The sequence below is a fragment of the Rhodovulum kholense genome (assembly GCF_003053725.1).
Lineage (GTDB): Bacteria > Pseudomonadota > Alphaproteobacteria > Rhodobacterales > Rhodobacteraceae > Rhodovulum > Rhodovulum kholense.
Map to the genome: position 1 here is coordinate 1 of NZ_QAYC01000014.1, position 18,533 is coordinate 18,533.

Annotated in this window: 16 protein-coding genes and 1 tRNA gene; 4 read left to right on the forward strand and 13 right to left on the reverse strand. The window is 68.1% G+C overall.

The window, feature by feature from the left end; genetic code table 11:
* Nucleotides 1–120: 120 nt before the first annotated feature.
* The 6 genes from C8N38_RS16045 to C8N38_RS16070 all read right to left on the reverse strand — a co-directional run bounded on the left by C8N38_RS16045 (nucleotide 121) and on the right by C8N38_RS16070 (nucleotide 5,288).
* A complete protein-coding gene (locus tag C8N38_RS16045) occupies nucleotides 121–423 on the reverse strand; it encodes a metallophosphoesterase family protein (protein WP_245895776.1) in 303 nt (100 codons plus the stop codon).
* A gap of 191 nt (nucleotides 424–614) precedes the next feature.
* A tRNA-Gln gene (locus C8N38_RS16050) sits at nucleotides 615–689 on the reverse strand.
* Nucleotides 690–769: 80 nt separating this feature from the next.
* A complete protein-coding gene (gene kdsA / locus C8N38_RS16055) occupies nucleotides 770–1,603 on the reverse strand; it encodes a 3-deoxy-8-phosphooctulonate synthase (RefSeq protein WP_108028171.1) in 834 nt (277 codons plus the stop codon).
* A 1-nt stretch (nucleotide 1,604) separates the two neighbouring features.
* Complete coding sequence (locus C8N38_RS16060; protein ID WP_108028172.1) at nucleotides 1,605–3,251, reverse strand: KpsE/RkpR family capsule polysaccharide export protein; 1,647 nt, start codon at nucleotides 3,249–3,251, stop codon at nucleotides 1,605–1,607.
* Nucleotides 3,229–3,888: an ABC transporter ATP-binding protein gene (locus C8N38_RS16065; RefSeq protein ID WP_108028173.1), complete on the reverse strand. Its 660-nt coding sequence runs from the start codon at nucleotides 3,886–3,888 to the stop codon at nucleotides 3,229–3,231. Before C8N38_RS16065 ends, C8N38_RS16060 begins: the two co-directional genes overlap by 23 nt.
* A 125-nt stretch (nucleotides 3,889–4,013) precedes the next feature.
* Nucleotides 4,014–5,288, reverse strand: a complete 1,275-nt coding sequence (locus tag C8N38_RS16070) for a Na+/H+ antiporter NhaA (protein ID WP_108028174.1) — start codon at nucleotides 5,286–5,288, stop codon at nucleotides 4,014–4,016.
* 354 nt (nucleotides 5,289–5,642) lie between these two features.
* Between C8N38_RS16070 and C8N38_RS16075 the strand changes: the two genes are divergently transcribed.
* Entirely contained in the window at nucleotides 5,643–6,245 is a 603-nt protein-coding gene (locus C8N38_RS16075) for a uracil-DNA glycosylase family protein (RefSeq protein ID WP_108028175.1), read from the forward strand.
* Nucleotides 6,242–7,048: an SseB family protein gene (locus C8N38_RS16080; protein ID WP_108028176.1), complete on the forward strand. Its 807-nt coding sequence runs from the start codon at nucleotides 6,242–6,244 to the stop codon at nucleotides 7,046–7,048. The genes C8N38_RS16075 and C8N38_RS16080 overlap by 4 nt, the downstream gene beginning before the upstream one ends.
* Nucleotides 7,049–7,185: 137 nt before the next feature.
* On the opposite strand, the gene C8N38_RS16085 is transcribed toward C8N38_RS16080, so the two are convergent.
* The 7 genes from C8N38_RS16085 to C8N38_RS16115 form a co-directional block, all read right to left on the reverse strand.
* Nucleotides 7,186–8,118, reverse strand: coding sequence for a 2-hydroxyacid dehydrogenase (locus C8N38_RS16085; protein WP_108028177.1), 933 nt, complete (start codon nucleotides 8,116–8,118; stop codon nucleotides 7,186–7,188).
* Nucleotides 8,118–9,263, reverse strand: a complete 1,146-nt coding sequence (rodA, locus tag C8N38_RS16090) for a rod shape-determining protein RodA (protein WP_108028178.1) — start codon at nucleotides 9,261–9,263, stop codon at nucleotides 8,118–8,120. Before rodA ends, C8N38_RS16085 begins: the two co-directional genes overlap by 1 nt.
* Nucleotides 9,260–11,206, reverse strand: a complete 1,947-nt coding sequence (gene mrdA, locus C8N38_RS16095; RefSeq protein ID WP_108028179.1) for a penicillin-binding protein 2 — start codon at nucleotides 11,204–11,206, stop codon at nucleotides 9,260–9,262. The genes rodA and mrdA overlap by 4 nt, the downstream gene beginning before the upstream one ends.
* Nucleotides 11,203–11,742 carry a rod shape-determining protein MreD gene (locus C8N38_RS16100; protein ID WP_108028180.1) on the reverse strand — a complete coding sequence of 180 codons (540 nt, stop codon included), beginning with the start codon at nucleotides 11,740–11,742 and terminating at the stop codon, nucleotides 11,203–11,205. Before C8N38_RS16100 ends, mrdA begins: the two co-directional genes overlap by 4 nt.
* Entirely contained in the window at nucleotides 11,735–12,658 is a 924-nt protein-coding gene (gene mreC / locus C8N38_RS16105; protein ID WP_108028181.1) for a rod shape-determining protein MreC, read from the reverse strand. The genes C8N38_RS16100 and mreC overlap by 8 nt, the downstream gene beginning before the upstream one ends.
* A 58-nt stretch (nucleotides 12,659–12,716) precedes the next feature.
* A complete protein-coding gene (locus tag C8N38_RS16110; RefSeq protein WP_108028182.1) occupies nucleotides 12,717–13,754 on the reverse strand; it encodes a rod shape-determining protein in 1,038 nt (345 codons plus the stop codon).
* A gap of 251 nt (nucleotides 13,755–14,005) precedes the next feature.
* A complete protein-coding gene (locus C8N38_RS16115; protein WP_108028183.1) occupies nucleotides 14,006–15,565 on the reverse strand; it encodes a 2-isopropylmalate synthase in 1,560 nt (519 codons plus the stop codon).
* A gap of 704 nt (nucleotides 15,566–16,269) precedes the next feature.
* Between C8N38_RS16115 and C8N38_RS22020 the strand changes: the two genes are divergently transcribed.
* Together C8N38_RS22020 and C8N38_RS16125 are read left to right on the forward strand one after the other, a co-directional pair.
* Nucleotides 16,270–16,740 (forward strand): NAD(P)/FAD-dependent oxidoreductase, encoded by a 471-nt coding sequence (locus C8N38_RS22020; RefSeq protein WP_245895777.1) that lies wholly within the window; start codon nucleotides 16,270–16,272, stop codon nucleotides 16,738–16,740.
* A 269-nt stretch (nucleotides 16,741–17,009) separates the two neighbouring features.
* Nucleotides 17,010–18,479 (forward strand): B12-binding domain-containing radical SAM protein, encoded by a 1,470-nt coding sequence (locus C8N38_RS16125; RefSeq protein ID WP_108028184.1) that lies wholly within the window; start codon nucleotides 17,010–17,012, stop codon nucleotides 18,477–18,479.
* Nucleotides 18,480–18,533 lie beyond the last annotated feature (54 nt).

The following is an 18,533-nucleotide window of genomic DNA, read 5'->3' on the forward strand; positions in this document are numbered from 1 at the left end:
GATCGAACCAGACGGCCAGCGAGCCGCGCTGCCTCAGCGCCTGGTTATACGCTTGCCAGTTGATCGTCTTGCAGGTCGGCTTCGGAGGTCTGCTCGTGCTGCCCGGCTAGCATGCTGGATTCACGAGATGAATCCCCTGGATTTGCGCAACAACGCCATCACGGCCTCATCGTCGTGGTTGCCGATGATCAGGTGCTTACGGCCGGGGAGACTGTGAAACCAGCTCTCGAACTGTGCCGTATCATCAGCGCGGCCGAAGGCGAAATCTCCCAAGATCCAGAGGCCGTCATCATGGGCGACACAGGCCTGGAAGTTGGCGATCAAGGCCGCGTTCATCTCCGCGGTTGAGGCGAAGGGGCCCTTGCAGAAGTCGATGATGCGGTGGTGGCCGAAGTGCAGGCCGGCCGAATACCAGCTGGCCATACCTGTGCCGTCCCGTGTTCGTCAGGCCTCAGTCCAGGGACGAGGTCGCACGGGCGCAAATGCCTGGTAGTTCGAAAGGATTCAGGACGAGGAGGCGCTCGGAACGTCAGAAGATGCCAGTCTTGCCCGAGCAAGATGCCAGGTCGGACCGGATAGGCGCCAACCTTGGGCGAACATGACAAAATGAGATTTGGCTGGGGCGGTAGGATTCGAACCTACGGTGCGCGGTACCAAAAACCGGTGCCTTACCACTTGGCTACGCCCCAACGGTGGAGGCGTAGATACGGGATGCCCGGACGGGCTTCAAGCCCAATTTGGCGAAAAAATGCGCCCGGGCCCCCAGATCTCAGACCGATAGAGGATGGGCCTTGGCCAGTCGGTCGAAGCCCATCAGCGTTTCGATCAGGCCGGGCATCTCGGCCAGCGGAATCATGTTGGGACCGTCCGAAGGCGCGCGGTCGGGCGCCTCGTGGGTCTCGATGAAGACCGCGGCAACGCCCACGGCCACGGCCGCGCGCGCCATCACCGGGGCGAATTCGCGCTGGCCGCCGCTCGACCCGCCCTGACCGCCCGGCTGCTGCACCGAATGGGTCGCGTCCATCACCACCGGGTAGCCCAGACGCGCCATGATCGGCAGGCTGCGCATGTCGGCGACCAGCGTGTTGTAGCCGAAGGACACGCCGCGCTCGGTCAGCAGGATCCGCCGGTTGCCGGTCGATTCGATCTTGGCCACCGCATTGGCCATGTCCCAGGGCGCGAGGAACTGGCCCTTCTTGACGTTGACCGCGGCCCCGGTTTCGCCCGCGGCCAGCAACAGGTCGGTCTGGCGGCAGAGAAAGGCCGGGATCTGCAGCACGTCGACCGATTCGGCCGCGGGCGCGCATTGCTCGGCGGTATGGACATCGGTCAGAACCGGCACGCCCAGCTGGCGGCGCAGCTCGGCCAGGATCTCGAGCCCCTTGTCGATGCCGACGCCACGGCGCCCCGACAGCGAAGTGCGGTTGGCCTTGTCGAAGCTGGCCTTGAAGATATAGCCCGCACCGGCCGCCGCGCAGGCGTCCTGCATGGCGCGGCCGATCATCAGGGCGTGGTCCAGGCTTTCAAGCTGGCAGGGGCCAGCGATCACCGTCAGCGGGCGGGCATTTCCGACGGGCAGGCCGCCGATCTCGATATGTTTCATGTCAGGCTGATACTTGTTCGCGTAAGATGGACAGGGTCAGCGAGATCATGAGGTAAATGCCGCCGAAGATCAAAAGGGCAAGCGCGGTATTTTCGAAGGCGCGCGGATAGGCCGCCTTGTCCGGCGCGACCGGGCTGACCCCGAGCGACAGGTAGCGGACCTGACGGTTGGCCTCGATCCGGGCGGTTTCAAGCTGTTCCAGCGCCTGTTGCAGCAACAGCTGGCGGTTGCCCAGATCGGCTTCGGCGATCCGCAGCTCGGCCGAGACCCTGGCCAGCGAGCCACCGCTGGAACTGCCCTCTGTCATGACCGCGCGCAGTTCGCGCACCATGGCATCCAGCCGGCGGATGTCGCCCTCGACGCCCGAGACGCGCGCGGCATTGGGGGTGGCATTGTCCAGAAGCTGCTGCAGTTCCAGCCGCTTGTGTCGGAGTTCGATCTCAAACGTATTGATCTGGCCCATCAGCGCGGCGGTTTCGCTGGCGGGGTCGATCACGCCCAGCTTTTCCTGCAGTGCCAGCACCCGGTTCTGAGCCACGGCCACGCGCTCTTCGGCTGCATCGTAGCTTTGCCGGGCGCCCGCCATCTGGTCCTCGCGCAGGCGCTGGGTCAGGCCGTCGATCCGGTCCTCGGCATAGGAAATCAGCGCCTTCGAGAACGCGGCCGAAACCTCGGGGTCGGCGGCCAGAACCTCCATCTTGAGGATGCCCTCGGTCGGGTCGTAGCCGATCTCGACGGCGTGGCGGTAGACCTTGTAGGCGTCCTCGATCCCGCCGCTGCCGCGCAGGCGCTGGATCGGGTCGATCGAGGGCTGGCTGAAATGCGCGCGGAACTCCTGATCTTCGTCGAGGCGCAGCATCGCATCGCGCGATTGCAGATAACTCTGGACCGCGATCGAATCCTGCTGCATCGCGAGGCTGCTGCCCTGGAAAAGGCTGCCCAGCCCGCCGCCGCCGCTGGGCGCGTCGGCCTGCTGGATGACGAATTCGGACAGCGTGGCGTACATCGGCGTGGCCACGGCGAAGAAGTAATAGCCCGCCAGTGCGGTCGGCAGGACCACGAAAACCGACAGCCGGGCCATCAGCATGGTCAGCGCCCGGCGGCGCCGGTGGGCGATGTCGCGCTGGATGTCGCTGACCGCGCTGGCGCGTTCGGCGGCGGGCGAGGTCAGCGCGGCAGGACCCGGTGCCGGGGCAGGGGCGGCAGGGGCGGCAGGGGTGGCCTGCGAACCGGAGGCCTTGGCGGGGCCGGGTGTCGCCCCCGCCGGAGCGGCAGGGTCGTTGGCCCCGGGCGCGATGGGCCGGCCCTCGCCGAAATTCAGCACGGCGTTGCGGCTGAACTGGTGGATCCCGCGGCTGCGAAGCTGCCGGACGGCGTCGAAGTCCGATGTGATCGACAGGCCCTGTTTTTGCGCGATGCGGCGGGCCATGCGCAATTCCCTGCCGGACAGACCTTCGCGGCGGATCTGCTCGATTTCCTGGAGCGGGGTTTTATCGGCTGAGGCAGAGGCCGGGGCCGGGGCAGGGGGCTGCAGCGCCGATCCCGCCACCGCCCGGCCGTCCCGGGCTGCGCGGGCACGCGCCGCCGCGGCCAGCACGGCCTCGGTGGTCCGGGTGTTGAACGTCCTAGCCTTGGCTTTGGTAGTCATAGAGGGATCTTGCCTCTTCCAGGGTATCGAACAGATGCAGCTGGCCATCCCTGAGCACCGCTGCCGAGCGGCAGAACTTTTCAAGCGTCTCGGGTTGGTGCGAGACAATCACGACCGTGGTGGTTTCCAGCCGCTCGCGCAGGATCGCCCCCGCACGGCGGTTGAACTCGACATCGGTGGTCGAGGGCATGCCCTCGTCGATCAGGTAGATGTCGAAATCGAGCGCCAGCATCAGCGAGAAGGTGAACCGCGCCCGCATGCCCTGGCTGTAGGTGCCGACCGGCATGTCGTAATATTCGTCGATCCCGCACAGCCAGCGCGAGAACGCCTCGACATAATCGGGGTCGAGCCCGTAAAGCCGGGCGATATAGCGGGCGTTTTCGGTGCCGCTGTGGCGGTTGACGACGCCGCCCATGAAGCCCAGCGGAAACGAGATCCGGCAATCGCGCTTGATCCGCCCCTCGTCGGGCTTCTCGATCCCCGCCATCATGTTGATCAGCGTGGTCTTGCCGGTGCCGTTCGGAGCCAGCACGCCCAGCGAATGGCCCAGCTCGACGCGGAACGAGACGCGGTCAAGGATCACCTTGCGCTGCTTGCCCGTCCAGAAGCTCTTGCTGACCTCGATGAACTCCAGCATGCCCCGATCGTCCGCGCGCCCACAGGGGGAACGGCGGTCCAGAATTGTTTCCGGATCGGAGCGTAAAGGACGATTTGGGCCAGATTATGTCCGGCAGCCGGGGCCGATCCCGGCTGCCGAAGCGGTCAGTCGCGCTTCTGCACGCGCATCAGCTTGCCCGCGCCGATGGCCATCAGGGCGGCGGCGAAACTGAACAGGGCGCCCATCTTGGCGGCTTCCTGCACATCGATGCCGTCAAGCGTGATGCCCGAGTTGAAGGCGACGGACGCGATGAACAGCGACACCGTGAAGCCGATGGCGGCGACGCAGCCGACCACCAGCAGATCGGCGGTGCGCATCCCCTGCGGCAGGCCCAGCCGCAGCCCGCGCGCGGCGATCCAGCCGAAGACCAGCACCCCCAACGGCTTGCCGATCAGCAACCCGAGGAAGACCAGCCAGGTCGGCACCCCGATCGACGAGAACTCGACCCCGGCATTGCAGAGCCCGAAGAAGAACAGCACGATCTCGACCGGCACCTTCAGATTATGCTCGATATGGTTCAGCAGGTCGGTCAGGTACTGCTCGGCCTCGGAGAAGATGCCGAAGGCGCGATCCGCATGCGGGATCGCGGGCACCACCGGCAGAAGCCCCAGCGCCGGGTGCAGGCCCGCCTCCTGAAAGCCGAACCAGCTTGCCGCCCCGGCCAGCGCATAGGGCCAGACGTTCAGATAACGCCGCACCCAGCTCGAGACCGGCCGCATCTGCCGGCCCCGGTCCAGCCGCCGCGGCAGCCAGTTGCACAGAACGAACACCGCCAGCGCCGCCCCGCCCGACAAGAGAAGCCACAAGGGCTGCAAGTCGCCCGACGGGTAGAAGACCGCAAGGATGATCAGCCCGGCCGCATCGTCGGCGATGGCCAGCAACAGCAGGAACCGCACCGCCGGATGCCCGGCCCCGAAGACGATCCGGCCGACCAGATAGGAAAAGGCGATATCGGTCGCCGTCGGGATCGCCCAGCCGCGATGCACCGCATCGAAGGTGGTCGAGCCGAGGATCGCCGCCAGCCCCAGATAGACCGCGATGGGACCAAGCATACCGCCCAGCGTGGCGAAAAGCGGCGTTGCTGCTTTCCGCCCCCGCAACGACCCGTTCCGGAGGATGATCGCCTCCCAGACCTCCTTGGCGGCGATGGCGAAGAAAAAGGCCATCAGCAGGTCGTTGACCAGATAATGCACGGTCAGGGTCCGGGTGACATGGCCCTCGACCTCATGCGCATGGCCGATGAAAAAATCGTCGATCAGAACGTATTCGACGAAATCATGATACGAATTCGGGTGCAGGTTGACCCAGACCAGTGCCGTGACGGCGCCCCCGATCAGCAACAGCGAATAGGCCGTCACGAAATTCCAGACTCGGTACATTCCCCCGTCATTCCCTTCCGTTCCGTTTGCCGTGGCTTAATCGAACCCTTGCCGATGGGCAACCTGCCCTGCGGTCATATGCCCGCTGGTCCCCGGCCAAAGACCGCCGGGTGCCTCGATCCGGGCGCCGCGCGCGCCCGTCGCCTTTCGGCGGATGCCGCGGACACGACCCCGACCGCGCGTCTCCGGCCGCCCGCCGCCCCCACCTCACGCGCGATCCCGCCAGCTCGCTTCCGGCACCCCGCCCAAGGCGCGATCCTGCCACCCCACCTCCGGTCGTGTCCAACCTCAGCGCCCCACACCGCCGATGCGCGCGCGATTGCGCGGCCGCCCGTTTCGCCCTAGGTCCGGCCCATGACCGCCGCCCTCGACGATCTGCGCGGCCGCATCGCGGCCTGCCGGCTTTGCGCCGACCGCTTCGCCGCGACCGCCACCGCCCATGCGCCGCGCCCGGTGCCCTGGTTCGGCCCGGCGCCGCGGGTGCTTGTCTGCGGCCAGGCGCCGGGGCTCCGGGTGCACAAGGCCGGGCGGCCCTTCCTCGACCCCTCGGGCGACCGGCTCCGCGCCTGGATGGGGATCGGCCCAGAAACCTTCTACGACCTCTCCCGGATCGCGGTGCTGCCGATGGCCTTCTGCTTCCCGGGCTATGACGGCGCAGGCGCCGACCTGCCGCCGCCCCCGCTCTGCGCCGAGACCTGGCACCGCGCCGTCCTGGCCGCGCTGGGTCCGGTGCCGCTGACCCTGCTGATCGGCGGCTATGCCCAGCGCTGGCATCTCGGTCGCGCGGCCCGGCCGGGCGTGACCGCCACCGTCGCGGGCTGGCGCGCCCATGCGCCGCAAGTCTTCCCCTTGCCACATCCCTCCTGGCGCAATACCGCCTGGCTCAACCGCAACCCCTGGTACGAGGCCGAACTGATCCCCGCCCTCCGCCAGCGCGTCGCCGAGGTTCTCGCATGACCGCCGACACTCCCGCTTCCCAGCCGCGCGGCCGCGCCGCGGCCCTCGACCGCGCCCACGCCGCGATGACCGCCGCGCCCGACGATCCGGGCCCCCGGCTCGCCTATTACGGCCGCCTCGCCGCCAGCGAACTGGTGCTCCTGCTCGACCGCGATGCCGAGGACGACCGGATCGCGCCCTGCATCTTCGACCTCGACGAAGGCCACGTGGTGCTGGCCTTCGCCGACGAGGGCAGGCTGACCGATTTCACCGGCACGCCCTCGCCCTATGCGGCGATGCCGGGCCGGACGCTGGCCGCGATGCTGGCCGGAACCGGCCTCGGCCTCGGCGTCGATCTCGGCACCGAGGCGGGCGAGCTTCTGCCCGCCGCGGCGGTCGAGTGGTGGGCCGGGATGCTGGCCGCGGCGCCAGAGGCGCTCGATCTCGTCCCCGAGGCGCTGACCCCGCCGGGCGATCTGCCCGCGCCGCTTCTGGCCGCGCTCGATACTTGCCTCGCCGATGCCGCCGGGCTCGCCGCCTGCGCCTGGCTCGCCGGGCTTCGCCACCCCGCAGGCGAGACGACGCTTCTGCTCGCCTTCCTCGACCCGGCCGAGGGCGCCGAACCCGCGCTCGCCCGCGCGGTCTCCGAGGCGGTCCGCTTCAGCGGTCTCGACAGCGGCGCGCTCGATCTGGCCTTCTTCGCGTCCCAGGCACCGATGGCCGCCCGGCTCTCGCGTCTCGGTCTCCGCATCGACTTGCCCCAGCCCGAGCCCGAAACCGTGGCCCCGGTCGCCGATCCCGACGCCCCCCCCCGCCTACGTTAGACCGCCTCTTCTTCTTGGCGAAAATACCCCCCGCCGGAGGCGCCGCGCGCGCCCAGCGCGCGGCCGGGCCCAAGGCCGGACCAGCAGGGCGCAGCCCTGTGCAGGCCGGGGGCGGGAGCGCCCGGGCCTGACGCCCCTCAGTACCCTCGCGCGCGGTCGACCCGGAACAGAAGCGGCTCGCCCGCCTCCGAGCGGCGCACATTCTCGGCGATCACCCGCGCGGCCGAGGCAGGGCGGGTCTCCGAGGCGATATGGGGCGTCACCGTGACCCGCGGATGGGCCCAGAACGGATGATCGGGCGGCAGCGGCTCGACCCGGAAGACGTCCAGCGTGGCATGGCCCAGCCGCCCGGCATCAAGCGCCGCCAGAACCGCCGTCTCGTCCAGCAGCGCCCCCCGGCCCGGATTGAGCAGCACCGCGCCCTGGGGCAGCCAGGACAGCCGCTCGGCGTCGATCAGCCCCTCGGTCTCGGGCGTGCGCGGCAACAGCAGCACCACGATCTCGGCCCGCTCCAGCACCGGGCGCAGCCCGTCCTTGCCGTGATGGCACTCGACCCCCACTACGGACCGCGCCGTGCGGCTCCAGCCCAGCACCCGGAACCTCAGCGCGGCCAGCGCCTCGGCACAGGCCCGACCGAGTTCGCCCAGCCCCAGCACCGTGACCGTCCGGTCGCGCGCCAGCGGCGGCACGCGCTTGTCCCAGTGCGGGCCGTCGGCGCGGATGTAGCGGTCGATCCCCAGATGATGGCGCAGCACATGGCCCGTCACCCATTCGACCATGCCTTCCTCGAGGCCCGCATCGACCATCCGGCAAAGCGGTTGGGTCAGGGTCGGGTTGCCGACCACGGTCTCGACCCCGGCCCAGAGGCTCAGGACCGCCTTTGCCCCGGTGAAGGGCGTGAAATCCGAAATCCCGCCCCTTGGCGCGAAGACCACATAGTCGATGGCCGCCGGATCGCCGGTCTCGGTCGTCACCTCGACCGCGATCCCGGCCTCGCCGAAGGCGCGGGCCAGCGGCGCGCGATACTCGGCCCAAAGCTCGGGCGGGGCCGAAAACAGGATCCTTGGCATCAGCGTCCCCGCGGCCGGTGGATATGCGCGCTCTGCACCAGCCCGAAGGCCGCCAGCAGCACCAGCATGGCCGAGCCGCCATAGGACACCAGTGGCAAGGGCACCCCCACGACCGGCGCCAGCCCCATCACCATCGACATGTTGACCGCGAAGAACAGGAAGAAGGTCGCCGCGATCCCCAGCGTCAGCAGCGACGAGAACCGGTCCTTGGTCTGCATCGCCGACGAGATGCAGAAGACGATGATCAGCACGTAAAGCGCCAGCAGCGAGACCCCGCCGACAAAGCCGAACTCCTCGGCCAGCGTGGTGAAGATGAAATCGGTATGCTTCTCGGGCAGGAAGTTCAGCCGCGACTGCGTCCCCTGCATGAAGCCTCGGCCCGCCCAGCCGCCCGATCCCAGGGCGATCTTCGACTGGGTGATGTGATAGCCCGCCCCCAGCGGGTCCGAGGACGGGTCGAGGAAGGTGTCGATCCGGCGGAACTGGTAGTCCTTCAGCAATTGCCAAGGCGTGCCCCGGCTGGCGAAGACCGCCGAGACCAGCCCCACGCCCCCCGCGACCACCACCGCGAAATAGGCCCAGTGCACCCCCGCAAGGAACATGATGATCCCGCCGCCCGCGATCAGCAGAAGGGCTGTGCCCAGATCGGGCTGCTTCAGCACCAGCGCCGTCGGCAAGAGGATCAGCAAAAGCGGCAAGGCCACGAATTGCGGCTTCGAGACATGGCGGATGTCGAGCCAGTCGTAATAGGCGGCCAGCATCATCACCAGCGTGATCTTCGACAGCTCGGAGGGCTGCAGCCGGAAGACCCCCAGATCGATCCAGCGCTGGGCGCCCATCCCGACCGTACCGAAGAAATCGACCGCGACCAGCAGCAGGACCGAGATCCCGTAGGCCAGCGCCGCCATGTTGCGCCAGAACCAGATCGGCACGAAGGCGACGACGAACATCACCGTCATCCCCAGCGCAAAGCGTTTCATCTGCGGATCGGCCCAGGGTTCCAGCCGCCCGCCCGCCACCGAATAAAGCATCATGAAGCCGATGCCCGCCACCGCCGTCAGCAGCAGCACCAGCGCCCAGTTGACATACAGCACCTTCGACAGGCCGGTCGGCACGCGCTTGACGTTATATTCAAGATAGCTCACGCTCGGCTCCTCCCGCCCGACGAGAACGACCCGGGATCGCGCAGCGGCAAGTCGTTCAGGCGCCGTTCGGCCTCCCAGCGCTGGTCGCTCGGATAGGCCTCGCCTGGCGGCACCCGACCATAGAGCGCGCGCAGCGTGATGTCGCGGGCGATGGGCGCGGCCACGGCCGAGCCGCCGCCGCCATGCTCGACCACGACCGCGACCGCGACCTTGGGCGCCTCGACCGGGGCGAAGGCCACGAACAGCGCATGGTCGCGCCGCTCCCAGGGCAGATCCTCGTTGCGGAAGACGCCCGCCGCGCGCTCGGCCGCGGTGATGTTGCGCACCTGGCTGGTGCCGGTCTTGCCCGCCATCGCCATGCCCTCGGCCACGACGCGCGAGCGGTGCGCCGTGCCGCGCCGCGAATTGACCACCGCATCCATGCCCTTGCGGATCCGGGCGAGGTTCACGGGATGAATGTCCAGGGCCGCGCCCGCGCCCGAGGGCTGCTCGACCCCGTCGATCGAGCGCACCAGCCGCGGTGTCACCGCCCGCCCGCTGGCGATCCGCGCCGACATCACCGCCAGTTGCAGCGGCGTCGCCAGCACATAGCCCTGGCCGATCGAGGCGTTCAGCGTGTCGCCGACCTGCCAGTCCTGCCCGTAGCGCGCGCGCTTCCACGCGCGGTCCGGCGCCAGCCCTTCGGCCACCGCCGACATCGGCAGCTCGTGATGCACGCCGATCCCCAGCTTGCGCGCCATCGCGGCGATATTGTCGATGCCGACGCGCTGGCCGACGTCGTAGTAATAGACGTCGCAGGACTGCTGCAGGCTCTCGGTCAGGTCGACATGGCCATGCCCGCCTCGGCTCCAGCAATGGAACCGCCGTTCGCCAAGCTTGAGATAGCCCGGGCACCAGACCGTGTCCTCGGGCGTGATGACGCCTGCTTCCAGCGCGGCCAGCGCGGTCACGACCTTGAAGGTCGAGCCCGGCGGATAGGCCCCCTGCACCGCCTTGTTCGACAGCGGCCGGTAGGGCGTGCCGGTCAGCGCGCGGTAATCGGCGACCGAGATGCCCTGCACGAACTTGTTCGGATCGAAGCTCGGCGACGAGGCGATGCCCAGCACGTCGCCCTGCTCGATGTCCAGCACCACGGCGGCGGCACTTTCCTCGCCCAGCCGGGCCTGCATGAAGTTCTGCAACCCGGCATCGATGGTCAGCTGCAGGTCCGAGCCCGGCTGCCCGTCGATCCGGTCAAGCTCGCGGATCACCCGGCCCGCGGCATTGACCTCGATCCGGCGGGTCCCGGCCTTGCCGCGCAACAGCTCTTCTTCCTTGGCCTCGACCCCGGTCTTGCCGATCTGGAACCGCGGGATCTGCAACAGCGGGTCGGGGTCCTCGAGCTTCGACAGGTCATAGTCCGAGACCGGCCCGACATAGCCCACCACATGGGCGAAATCGGGCCCCATCGGATAGTGCCGCGACTGCCCGACCTCGGGCGTGATGCCCGGCAGGACCGGCGCGTTGACCGCGACGCTCGCGACTTCTTCCCAGCGCATCCGGTCGGCGATCGTGACCGGCACGAAGGGGCTGTGGCGGCGGATCTCCTTCAGCGCGCGTTCGACGGTCTCGTCGTCCAGCCGCACCAGCCGGGTCAGCCGCGCCAGCGCCTGTTCGGGATCGCCCGCATCCTCGCGCACGATGACGATCCGGTAATTCTGCTCGTTCTCGGCGATCACATGGCCCTGGCGGTCATAGAGGATGCCGCGCGCGGGCGGGATCAGGCGGATGTTGATCCGGTTCTCTTCGGCCAGCAGGCGGAACTCGTCGGCCTGGGTCACCTGCAACTGCCGCATCCGCAGTGCCAGCACCCCGGCAAACAGCGCCTGGGCCCCGCCCAGCACCAGCGTCCGCCGTGCGATCCGGCGGCTGCTTTCCTCGGCCTCGCGTTGCGACCGCTTCATCGGTTCAGCCCCCTCGGGTCCAGATCGCCCGGCGTGACCCGGCGCACGCCCAGCGCATAGCGCGAGGCCAGGGCGACCAGTGGATAGACCAGCGCCGTCACCAGCGCGAGGAACATCTGCCGCCCGAAATCGGCCTCGGGCACCGAGAACAGCGCCAGCACCAGCCCGTCGGCCAGATAGATCGCGAAGATCGTGCCCCCGGTCAGCAGCCATTCCGGCCCGAAGGCCGTCTCGACCGAGACCTGCTGGCGCGCGCGCAGGAATTCGGACCCGACCAGCACGAGCGCGGTCATCAGCCCCGGCGGGCGCATCAGCAGCATGTCGAGCATCAGGAACACACCCGCGATCAGCCAGGGCGGCAGGTAGTCGGGGCGGCGCTGCAGCCAGGCCAGCGTCAGGCACAGCATCCAGTCGGGGGCGGGCAGGCGGCCCGGGCGGGTTTCCAGCGGCAGGATCATCACGAAGACCGCCAGCACCGCGAGGCCCAGAAAGATCAGCCGGTACAGCCAGCGGTCCAGCGTTGTCGGGTCAACCATTGCCGGGCTCTCCGCCCGCATCGGCCGCCGGGGCGGGCATCGGCTGCGGCCCCACCGGGGCCGGGATCACCAGCGCGCCGGGATCGCGGATCACCTCGTTGGCGTGGCTTCTGAGCACCCGCAGGAATTCCAGCCGGTCGTATTCGGCGGCCAGCCGCACCCGCAGCCGCTGGTCGCGGCCAAGCGCGAGATGGCCGACCAGAAGCCCTGCCGGAAACACCCCGCCATCGCCCGAGGACACCACCCGGTCGCCGGGCCGCACCACGGCCGGGTCCTCGACGAAGTCGAGCACCGGCGCCGTCGAGTTGTCGCCCGCCAGGATCGCGCGCTGGCCCGAGGGCTGGATCGTGACGGGCACGCGGCTGTTGGAATCGGTCAGCAGGATCACCCGCGCCGTGGTCTCGCCCACGCCCGAGATCCGGCCCACCAGCCCCAGCCCGTCGGTGGTGGCCCAGCCGTCGACGATGCCGTCGCGCGCGCCCACGTTCAGCAGCACCGATTGGCGGAAGGGCGACCCGCTATCGGCCATCACCACGCCGGTCACATAGGTCAGGCTGGGATCGAGCCGCACATTGTTCAGATCCAGCAGCTTGGCGTTTTCCTGTTCCAGCTGCAGCGCGGCCTCTTTCCAGGCCTTCATCTGCCGCAGCTCGCGGCGCAGCTCCTGGTTCTGCTCGGCGAGGCGCGCATAGGACTGAAAGCCCTCGACCAGCTCGGCGCCCTTGGTGATCGGCGCCATCGCCCAGTCGAAACTGGGGACCACCCGGTCGATCAGCGCGGCGCGCATCCGTTCGACGCGCGGGCTGTCGATCCGCCACAGCACGAACAGCGCCATCAGCACGAAAACGGTGCCGCCGATCAGGATGCGGCGGATCGGGCGGGCATAGTCGATCTGGGTGTTGCGATCTGCGGCCAAGTCAGCCTCGCTTGCGGCACGCGCGGCCCGCCGGTGTCATGCCGGGGTCAGGCCGGGCTCAGCTCTCGTAATCTATCACATGCCGGAGCTGTTTTTCGTATTCCAGCGCCTTGCCGGTCCCCAGCGCCACACAATTGAGTGACTCATCGGCGACCGAAATCCCAAGCCCCGTCTGCTCGCGCAGCGCCAGATCCAGCTCGCCCAGCAGCGCGCCGCCGCCGGTCAGCATCACGCCGCGGTCGACGATGTCGGCGGCCAGATCGGGCGGGGTCGCCTCAAGCGCGGTCATCACCGCCTCGCAGATCTGCTGCACCGGCTCGGCCAGCGCCTCGGCGATCTGGGCCTGGTTGATCTCGATTTCCTTCGGCACGCCGTTCAGAAGGTCGCGGCCGCGAATGTGCATGACCGCGCCGCGCCCGTCATCGGGCATCCGCGCCGAACCGATCGAGGTCTTGATGCGTTCGGCCGTGGCCTCGCCGATCAGGATGTTCTGCTGGCGGCGCAGGTAGTTGATGATGGCGTCGTCCATCCGGTCGCCGCCGACGCGGACCGAACGCGCATAGACGATGTCGCCCAGCGACAGGACCGCGACCTCGGTGGTGCCGCCGCCGATATCGACGACCATCGACCCCGTGGGATCGGTGATCGGCATGCCCGCGCCGATGGCCGCGGCGATCGGTTCGGCGATCAGCCCGGCGCGGCGCGCGCCCGCCGACAGCACCGACTGGCGGATCGCGCGTTTCTCGACCGGGGTCGCGCCATGGGGCACGCAGACGATGATCTTGGGCTTGGTGAAGGTGGTGCGTTTGTGGACCTTGCGGATGAAGTACTTGATCATCTCTTCGGCCACGTCGAAATCGGCGATCACGCCTTCGCGCATCGGCCGGATCGCCTCGATGGACCCGGGCGTCCGGCCCAGCATCAGCTTGGCATCCTCGCCGACGGCCAGCACCTGCTTGCGCCCGTCCTTGACGTGGAAGGCCACCACCGAAGGCTCATTGAGGATGATGCCGCGTCCCTTGACATAGACGAGCGTGTTCGCCGTGCCGAGGTCGATCGCCATGTCCGACGAGAACAATCCGCCAAATCCTGCCATGTCGTGGAGTCCCGCTATTGAAAGTCTGGGTCCGCGAGTCAGCCACCGGGACCGGCCCACGTTATAGGCGGTCGGCGGCGGGGCGGTAAAGGGCGCATTCGGCTGGGTGGAAGCGTCTTTCCGCCGCTTTCACCAACCGAACATCTGCCTTGCGGGATTCCCAAGGATCTGCGGAGCGGAATTTCAGTTTTCGAACATCAGCTGGCCGGGGCAGGGCGCTGGACGCTCCGCCCCGGCCGCCGGGGCGCGGATCAGATCGCGGCCAGGTTCCCTTCGGGCTTGGTCTTCTCGCGCCGGACCATCAGCCGATTCAGGGCGTTCACGTAGGCCTTGGCGCTGGCCACCACGGTATCGGTGTCCGAGGCCTGGCCGGTCGCGATCTTGCCGTCTTCCGACAGGCGCACGCTGACCGTGGCCTGTGCGTCGGTGCCTCCGGTCACCGCATGCACCTGGTACAGCTCCAGATGGGCGTGGTGCTCGACCAGCTTCTTGACCGCGGCAAAGGTGGCGTCGACCGGCCCGTCGCCCTGCGCCGTGACCCGGTGCTCGACCCCGTCGATCGACAGGATCAGGTCGGCCGATTGCGGCGCCTCGGTGCCGCAGATCACCCGCAGGAACTTGACCTGGATGCGGTCATGTTCGGCATCCAGATCGCTGTCGCGCATCAGCGCCAGCAGGTCGTCGTCATAGACCTCCTTCTTGCGGTCGGCGAGCGCCTTGAACCGCACGAAGACGTCCTTCAGCTGGTTGTCGCCCAGATCGAATCCCAGCTCCTTCATCTTCGAGCGCAGCGCGGCGCGGCCCGAATGCTTGCCCATCACCAGGTTGGTGGCATTGAGCCCGATATCGGCGGGGCGCATGATCTCGAAGGTCTCGGCATTCTTCAAAACGCCATCCTGGTGGATGCCGGATTCATGCGCGAAGGCGTTCTTGCCGACGATGGCCTTGTTGAACTGCACCGGGAACCCCGAGACGGTCGCGACCTTGCGGCTCAGCCCCATGATCCGGGTGGTGTCGATGCCGGTCTGGAAGGGCATGATGTCGTTGCGCACCTTCAGCGCCATCACCACCTCTTCCAGCGCGGTATTGCCCGCGCGTTCGCCAAGCCCGTTGATGGTGCATTCGATCTGCCGGGCGCCCGCCTCGACCGCCGCCAGCGCGTTCGCCGTCGCCATGCCCAGATCGTTGTGGCAGTGCGTGGCAAAGACGATCTGATCGGCGCCGGGCACGCGTTCCAGCAGCATCTCGATCAGCTTGGCGCTTTCGCGCGGCGCGGTATAGCCCACAGTATCGGGGATGTTGATGGTGGTGGCCCCCGCCTTGATCGCGGTCTCGACCACGCGGCAGAGGTAATCATGCTCGGTCCGGGTCGCGTCCATCGGCGACCATTGCACGTTGTCGCACAGATTGCGGGCATGGGCGACGGTCGCCTCGATCCGCTCGACCATCTCGTCCTGCGTCAGCTTGGTGATGTCGCGATGCAGCGGCGAGGTGCCGATGAAGGTGTGGATGCGCGGCCGGGCGGCATGCTGGACCGCTTCCCAGGCGCGGTCGATATCGGGGAACTGGGCGCGGGCCAGCCCGCAGATCACCGCGTTGCGCGAATTCTTCGCGATGTCGCGCACCGCCTCGAAATCGCCTTCCGAGGCGATCGGAAAGCCCGCCTCGATGATGTCGACGCCCATCTCGTCGAGCATCGCCGCGATTTCCAGCTTTTCGTCATGGGTCATGGTGGCGCCGGGGCTTTGTTCGCCGTCGCGCAGGGTGGTGTCGAAAATCAGGACCCGGTCCTGGTGCGAATTCTCGGTCATGGCAGAATCTCTCTTGTCTTTAGCCTTAGCCTACGGGGGAGTGCGGCGCGGAAGATACCCTCTGAGCGGTCGCGCCTGTCCGGCACGCTCAGAGGCGGCTAAGGAGAAGAAGAAGGCCGAGGGACAGCGTCCGCGCAGGCTGCGCGGTAATGATCGCAATATGTCCGTGGCGTTCCATGGGACGAAGTATAAGCGGCCCGGCCGCTCAGGGGAAGGGTCTTTCGCGGGGCCCGCCGTGCGGTCTGGCCGCAGCCCGGTCGGCCCGGCGGAACGCGTTACAATATGACTTGGAGATTTCCCTCACGGCGTGCATTCGGAAAATTGAATATGTCAACGGTCAAAGCCGGGACGAGTCGCCGTCGGAGGAGGAGCGCGCCCGGCCCGGGGCCTCGCGGGAGGAGCGTGAATGGTGCATGTCGTCGTGTTGGGGGCGGGTCTCGGCGGCACGCTTCAGGCCTTCGAACTGAAGCAGGATCTTGGGCCGGACGACCGGATCACGGTGATTTCGGACAAGCCCTGATTCCAGTTCACGCCGTCCAATCCCTGGGCCGGGATCGGCTGGCGGCGGATGGAGGATGTGACCGTCGATCTGGCCCCGGTGATGGCGCGCCGCGGCATCGGCTTTCTGTGCGCCGGACCCATGTCGAGCCGTTCCGCCATGCGATGATGCTGCCCGCCTTTCGCGGCATTCCGGCATTCCGGCGTTGCGGGGGATCGAGGGGCTGGTCAATTCCCGCGGCTTCGTGCTGACCGACGCGTTCCAGCGCAACCCCGCCTTTCCCAACATCTTCGCCATCGGCGTCTGCATCGCCATCGCCCCGCCCGCGCCGACCCCGGTGCCGACCGGGGTGCCCAAGACCGGGTTCATGATCGAAAGCATGGTGACCGCGACGGCGCGCAACCTGCCGCGGGTGATCGCGGGTCAGGCCCCGGTCGAGGAGCCGACCTGGAACGCGCTGTGCCTGGCCGATTTCGGCGATCGCGGCGCGGCCTTTCTGGCGATGCCGCAATTGCCGCCGCGCAATGTCGGCTGGTCCTCGAAGGGCCGCTGGGTGCATTATGCCAAGCTTGCCTTCGAATGGTATTTCCTGCGCAAGGTCCGCACCGGCATCAGCGAACCCTTCTACGAGAAATTCGTGATGAAGACGCTGAAGATCACCAAGATCAAGGCCTGAGAAGCCCTATTCGCGATCCTGGCCGAACCGACCGGGCGGACCGGATTTGCCAGGCGACGCTGCGTCGTTTTGCGTCGCGCGGCCTTTTTCTTTTGCGTGGCCCGGGTTTTCAGAGACTGTTTTCTCCGGTCGATCCGATTGCGGGAGAGGGAAGGATCCCGCATCGGCGGACTTACAAAGAAAGCCGGTTGCCGGTTCCCGGTCATTTGCAGGGATTTCGGCTGTTCGGCGAAATTACGATTGCAATTTTCACCGCAGGTTGAAATCCGATGCGCATCGCAATTGTCGATCTGAACAATTTCTCCCGCTATCCCACGCTTTCGGTCGGCCAGATCGCCGCCATCCTGCGTCAGGCCGGCCACGAGGTCACTGTGATCTCGCCCTTTGCCGTGGGGGTCGGCAGCTACCGGCGCGTGACCCGGCCTCATGCGCTGGGCTATTACGAATCGGTCCTGCGCCATGCCACGGCGGTCAGCGGCGTCCAGGCGGTGCGCGCGCTGCGCCGGAAACTCGCCGCCGCCCGCAGTCCCGCCCGCGCCCGCGCCCAGGCCGCAACCCTGGCCGAGGTGCAGGGTGTGCTCGACCGCGGCACCGATCTCTTGCTGATCTCAGCCTACAGCATGTATCGCGAGGTGTGCGGGGCGATTGCCGCCGAGGCGGCGCGCCGCGGCGTGCCGGTGGTGGTCGGCGGGCCGATGTTCGGCATGCCAGAAATCGCGGCGCACTGGCTCGACCTGCCGGGGATGTCCGGCGTCTTCGCGGGCGAGGCCGAGGGGCATCTGCTTGATCTCGTCGACAGTGTCATGGGCGGCGGGCACGCGGTGCCCGGGCTGGCCACGCCCGACCGGCCGGACCTTGTCCCGGCGGCGCCCTTTGCCGATTTCGACGCGCTGCCCTTTCCCGACTATGCCGACTTTCCCTGGGACCGCTATCCCAACCGGATCGTGCCGATGATGACCGGCCGGGGCTGTGGCTGGGGGGTATGCACCTTCTGCAGCGACGTGCGGACAAGCGCGGGCCGGACCTTCCGCAGCCGGTCCTTCGCGCATGTGCGCGACGAGATGGCCTGGCAAAGCCGCCGCCACCGCACCGGCATCTTCACCTTTCTCGACCTCAAGCTGAATTCGGACCTCGCGGTCTGGCACGGGCTGATCGACGAGGCCCAGAGCGTGGTTCCGGGCTGCGAATGGACGGCCTCGGTCCATGTCCAGACCAATGGCGAGACCGGGCTGGGGTCCGAGGCGCTGAAGGCGGCGCGCCGCGCCGGGCTGTCGCGCATCACGACCGGGCTCGAATCGGCGGCGCAGGGGGTTCTGAACGCGATGGGGCGGGGTACCACGGCCGAGGCGCTGTCGCGCTTCGTGCGCCACGCCTCCGAGGCCGGGATCAGCGTGCGCATGACCTCGATCCTCGGCTATCCCGGCGAAACCGCCGAGGATGTGCGGCTGACGGCCCGGTTTCTGGCAGACCACCGGCCCTATATCGACCGCGTGGTGGTCAACCGGCTGGCCATTGTCGGCGACACGCCGCTGGGCCAGGCGATCCGGCGCAGCCCCGAGCGCTATCCGCAGATCGGGGCGCTGGCGCCGAACCTCGAGACCGGGCTGATCGACCACGAGAACGCGACCTTCCGCAGTCCCGGGCATCTGCCCGCGGTCCTGCAGATGCTGCACGAGGTGTACCGGATCAACCGCAAGCCGCTGAAGGGCGCCTCGCTGACCTTCGAAGGGGTGATGTAGTCCGCCGCCCCGCCGGGCGCCCAAAGGCGTCGGGGCGCCGACGATCGTCACACG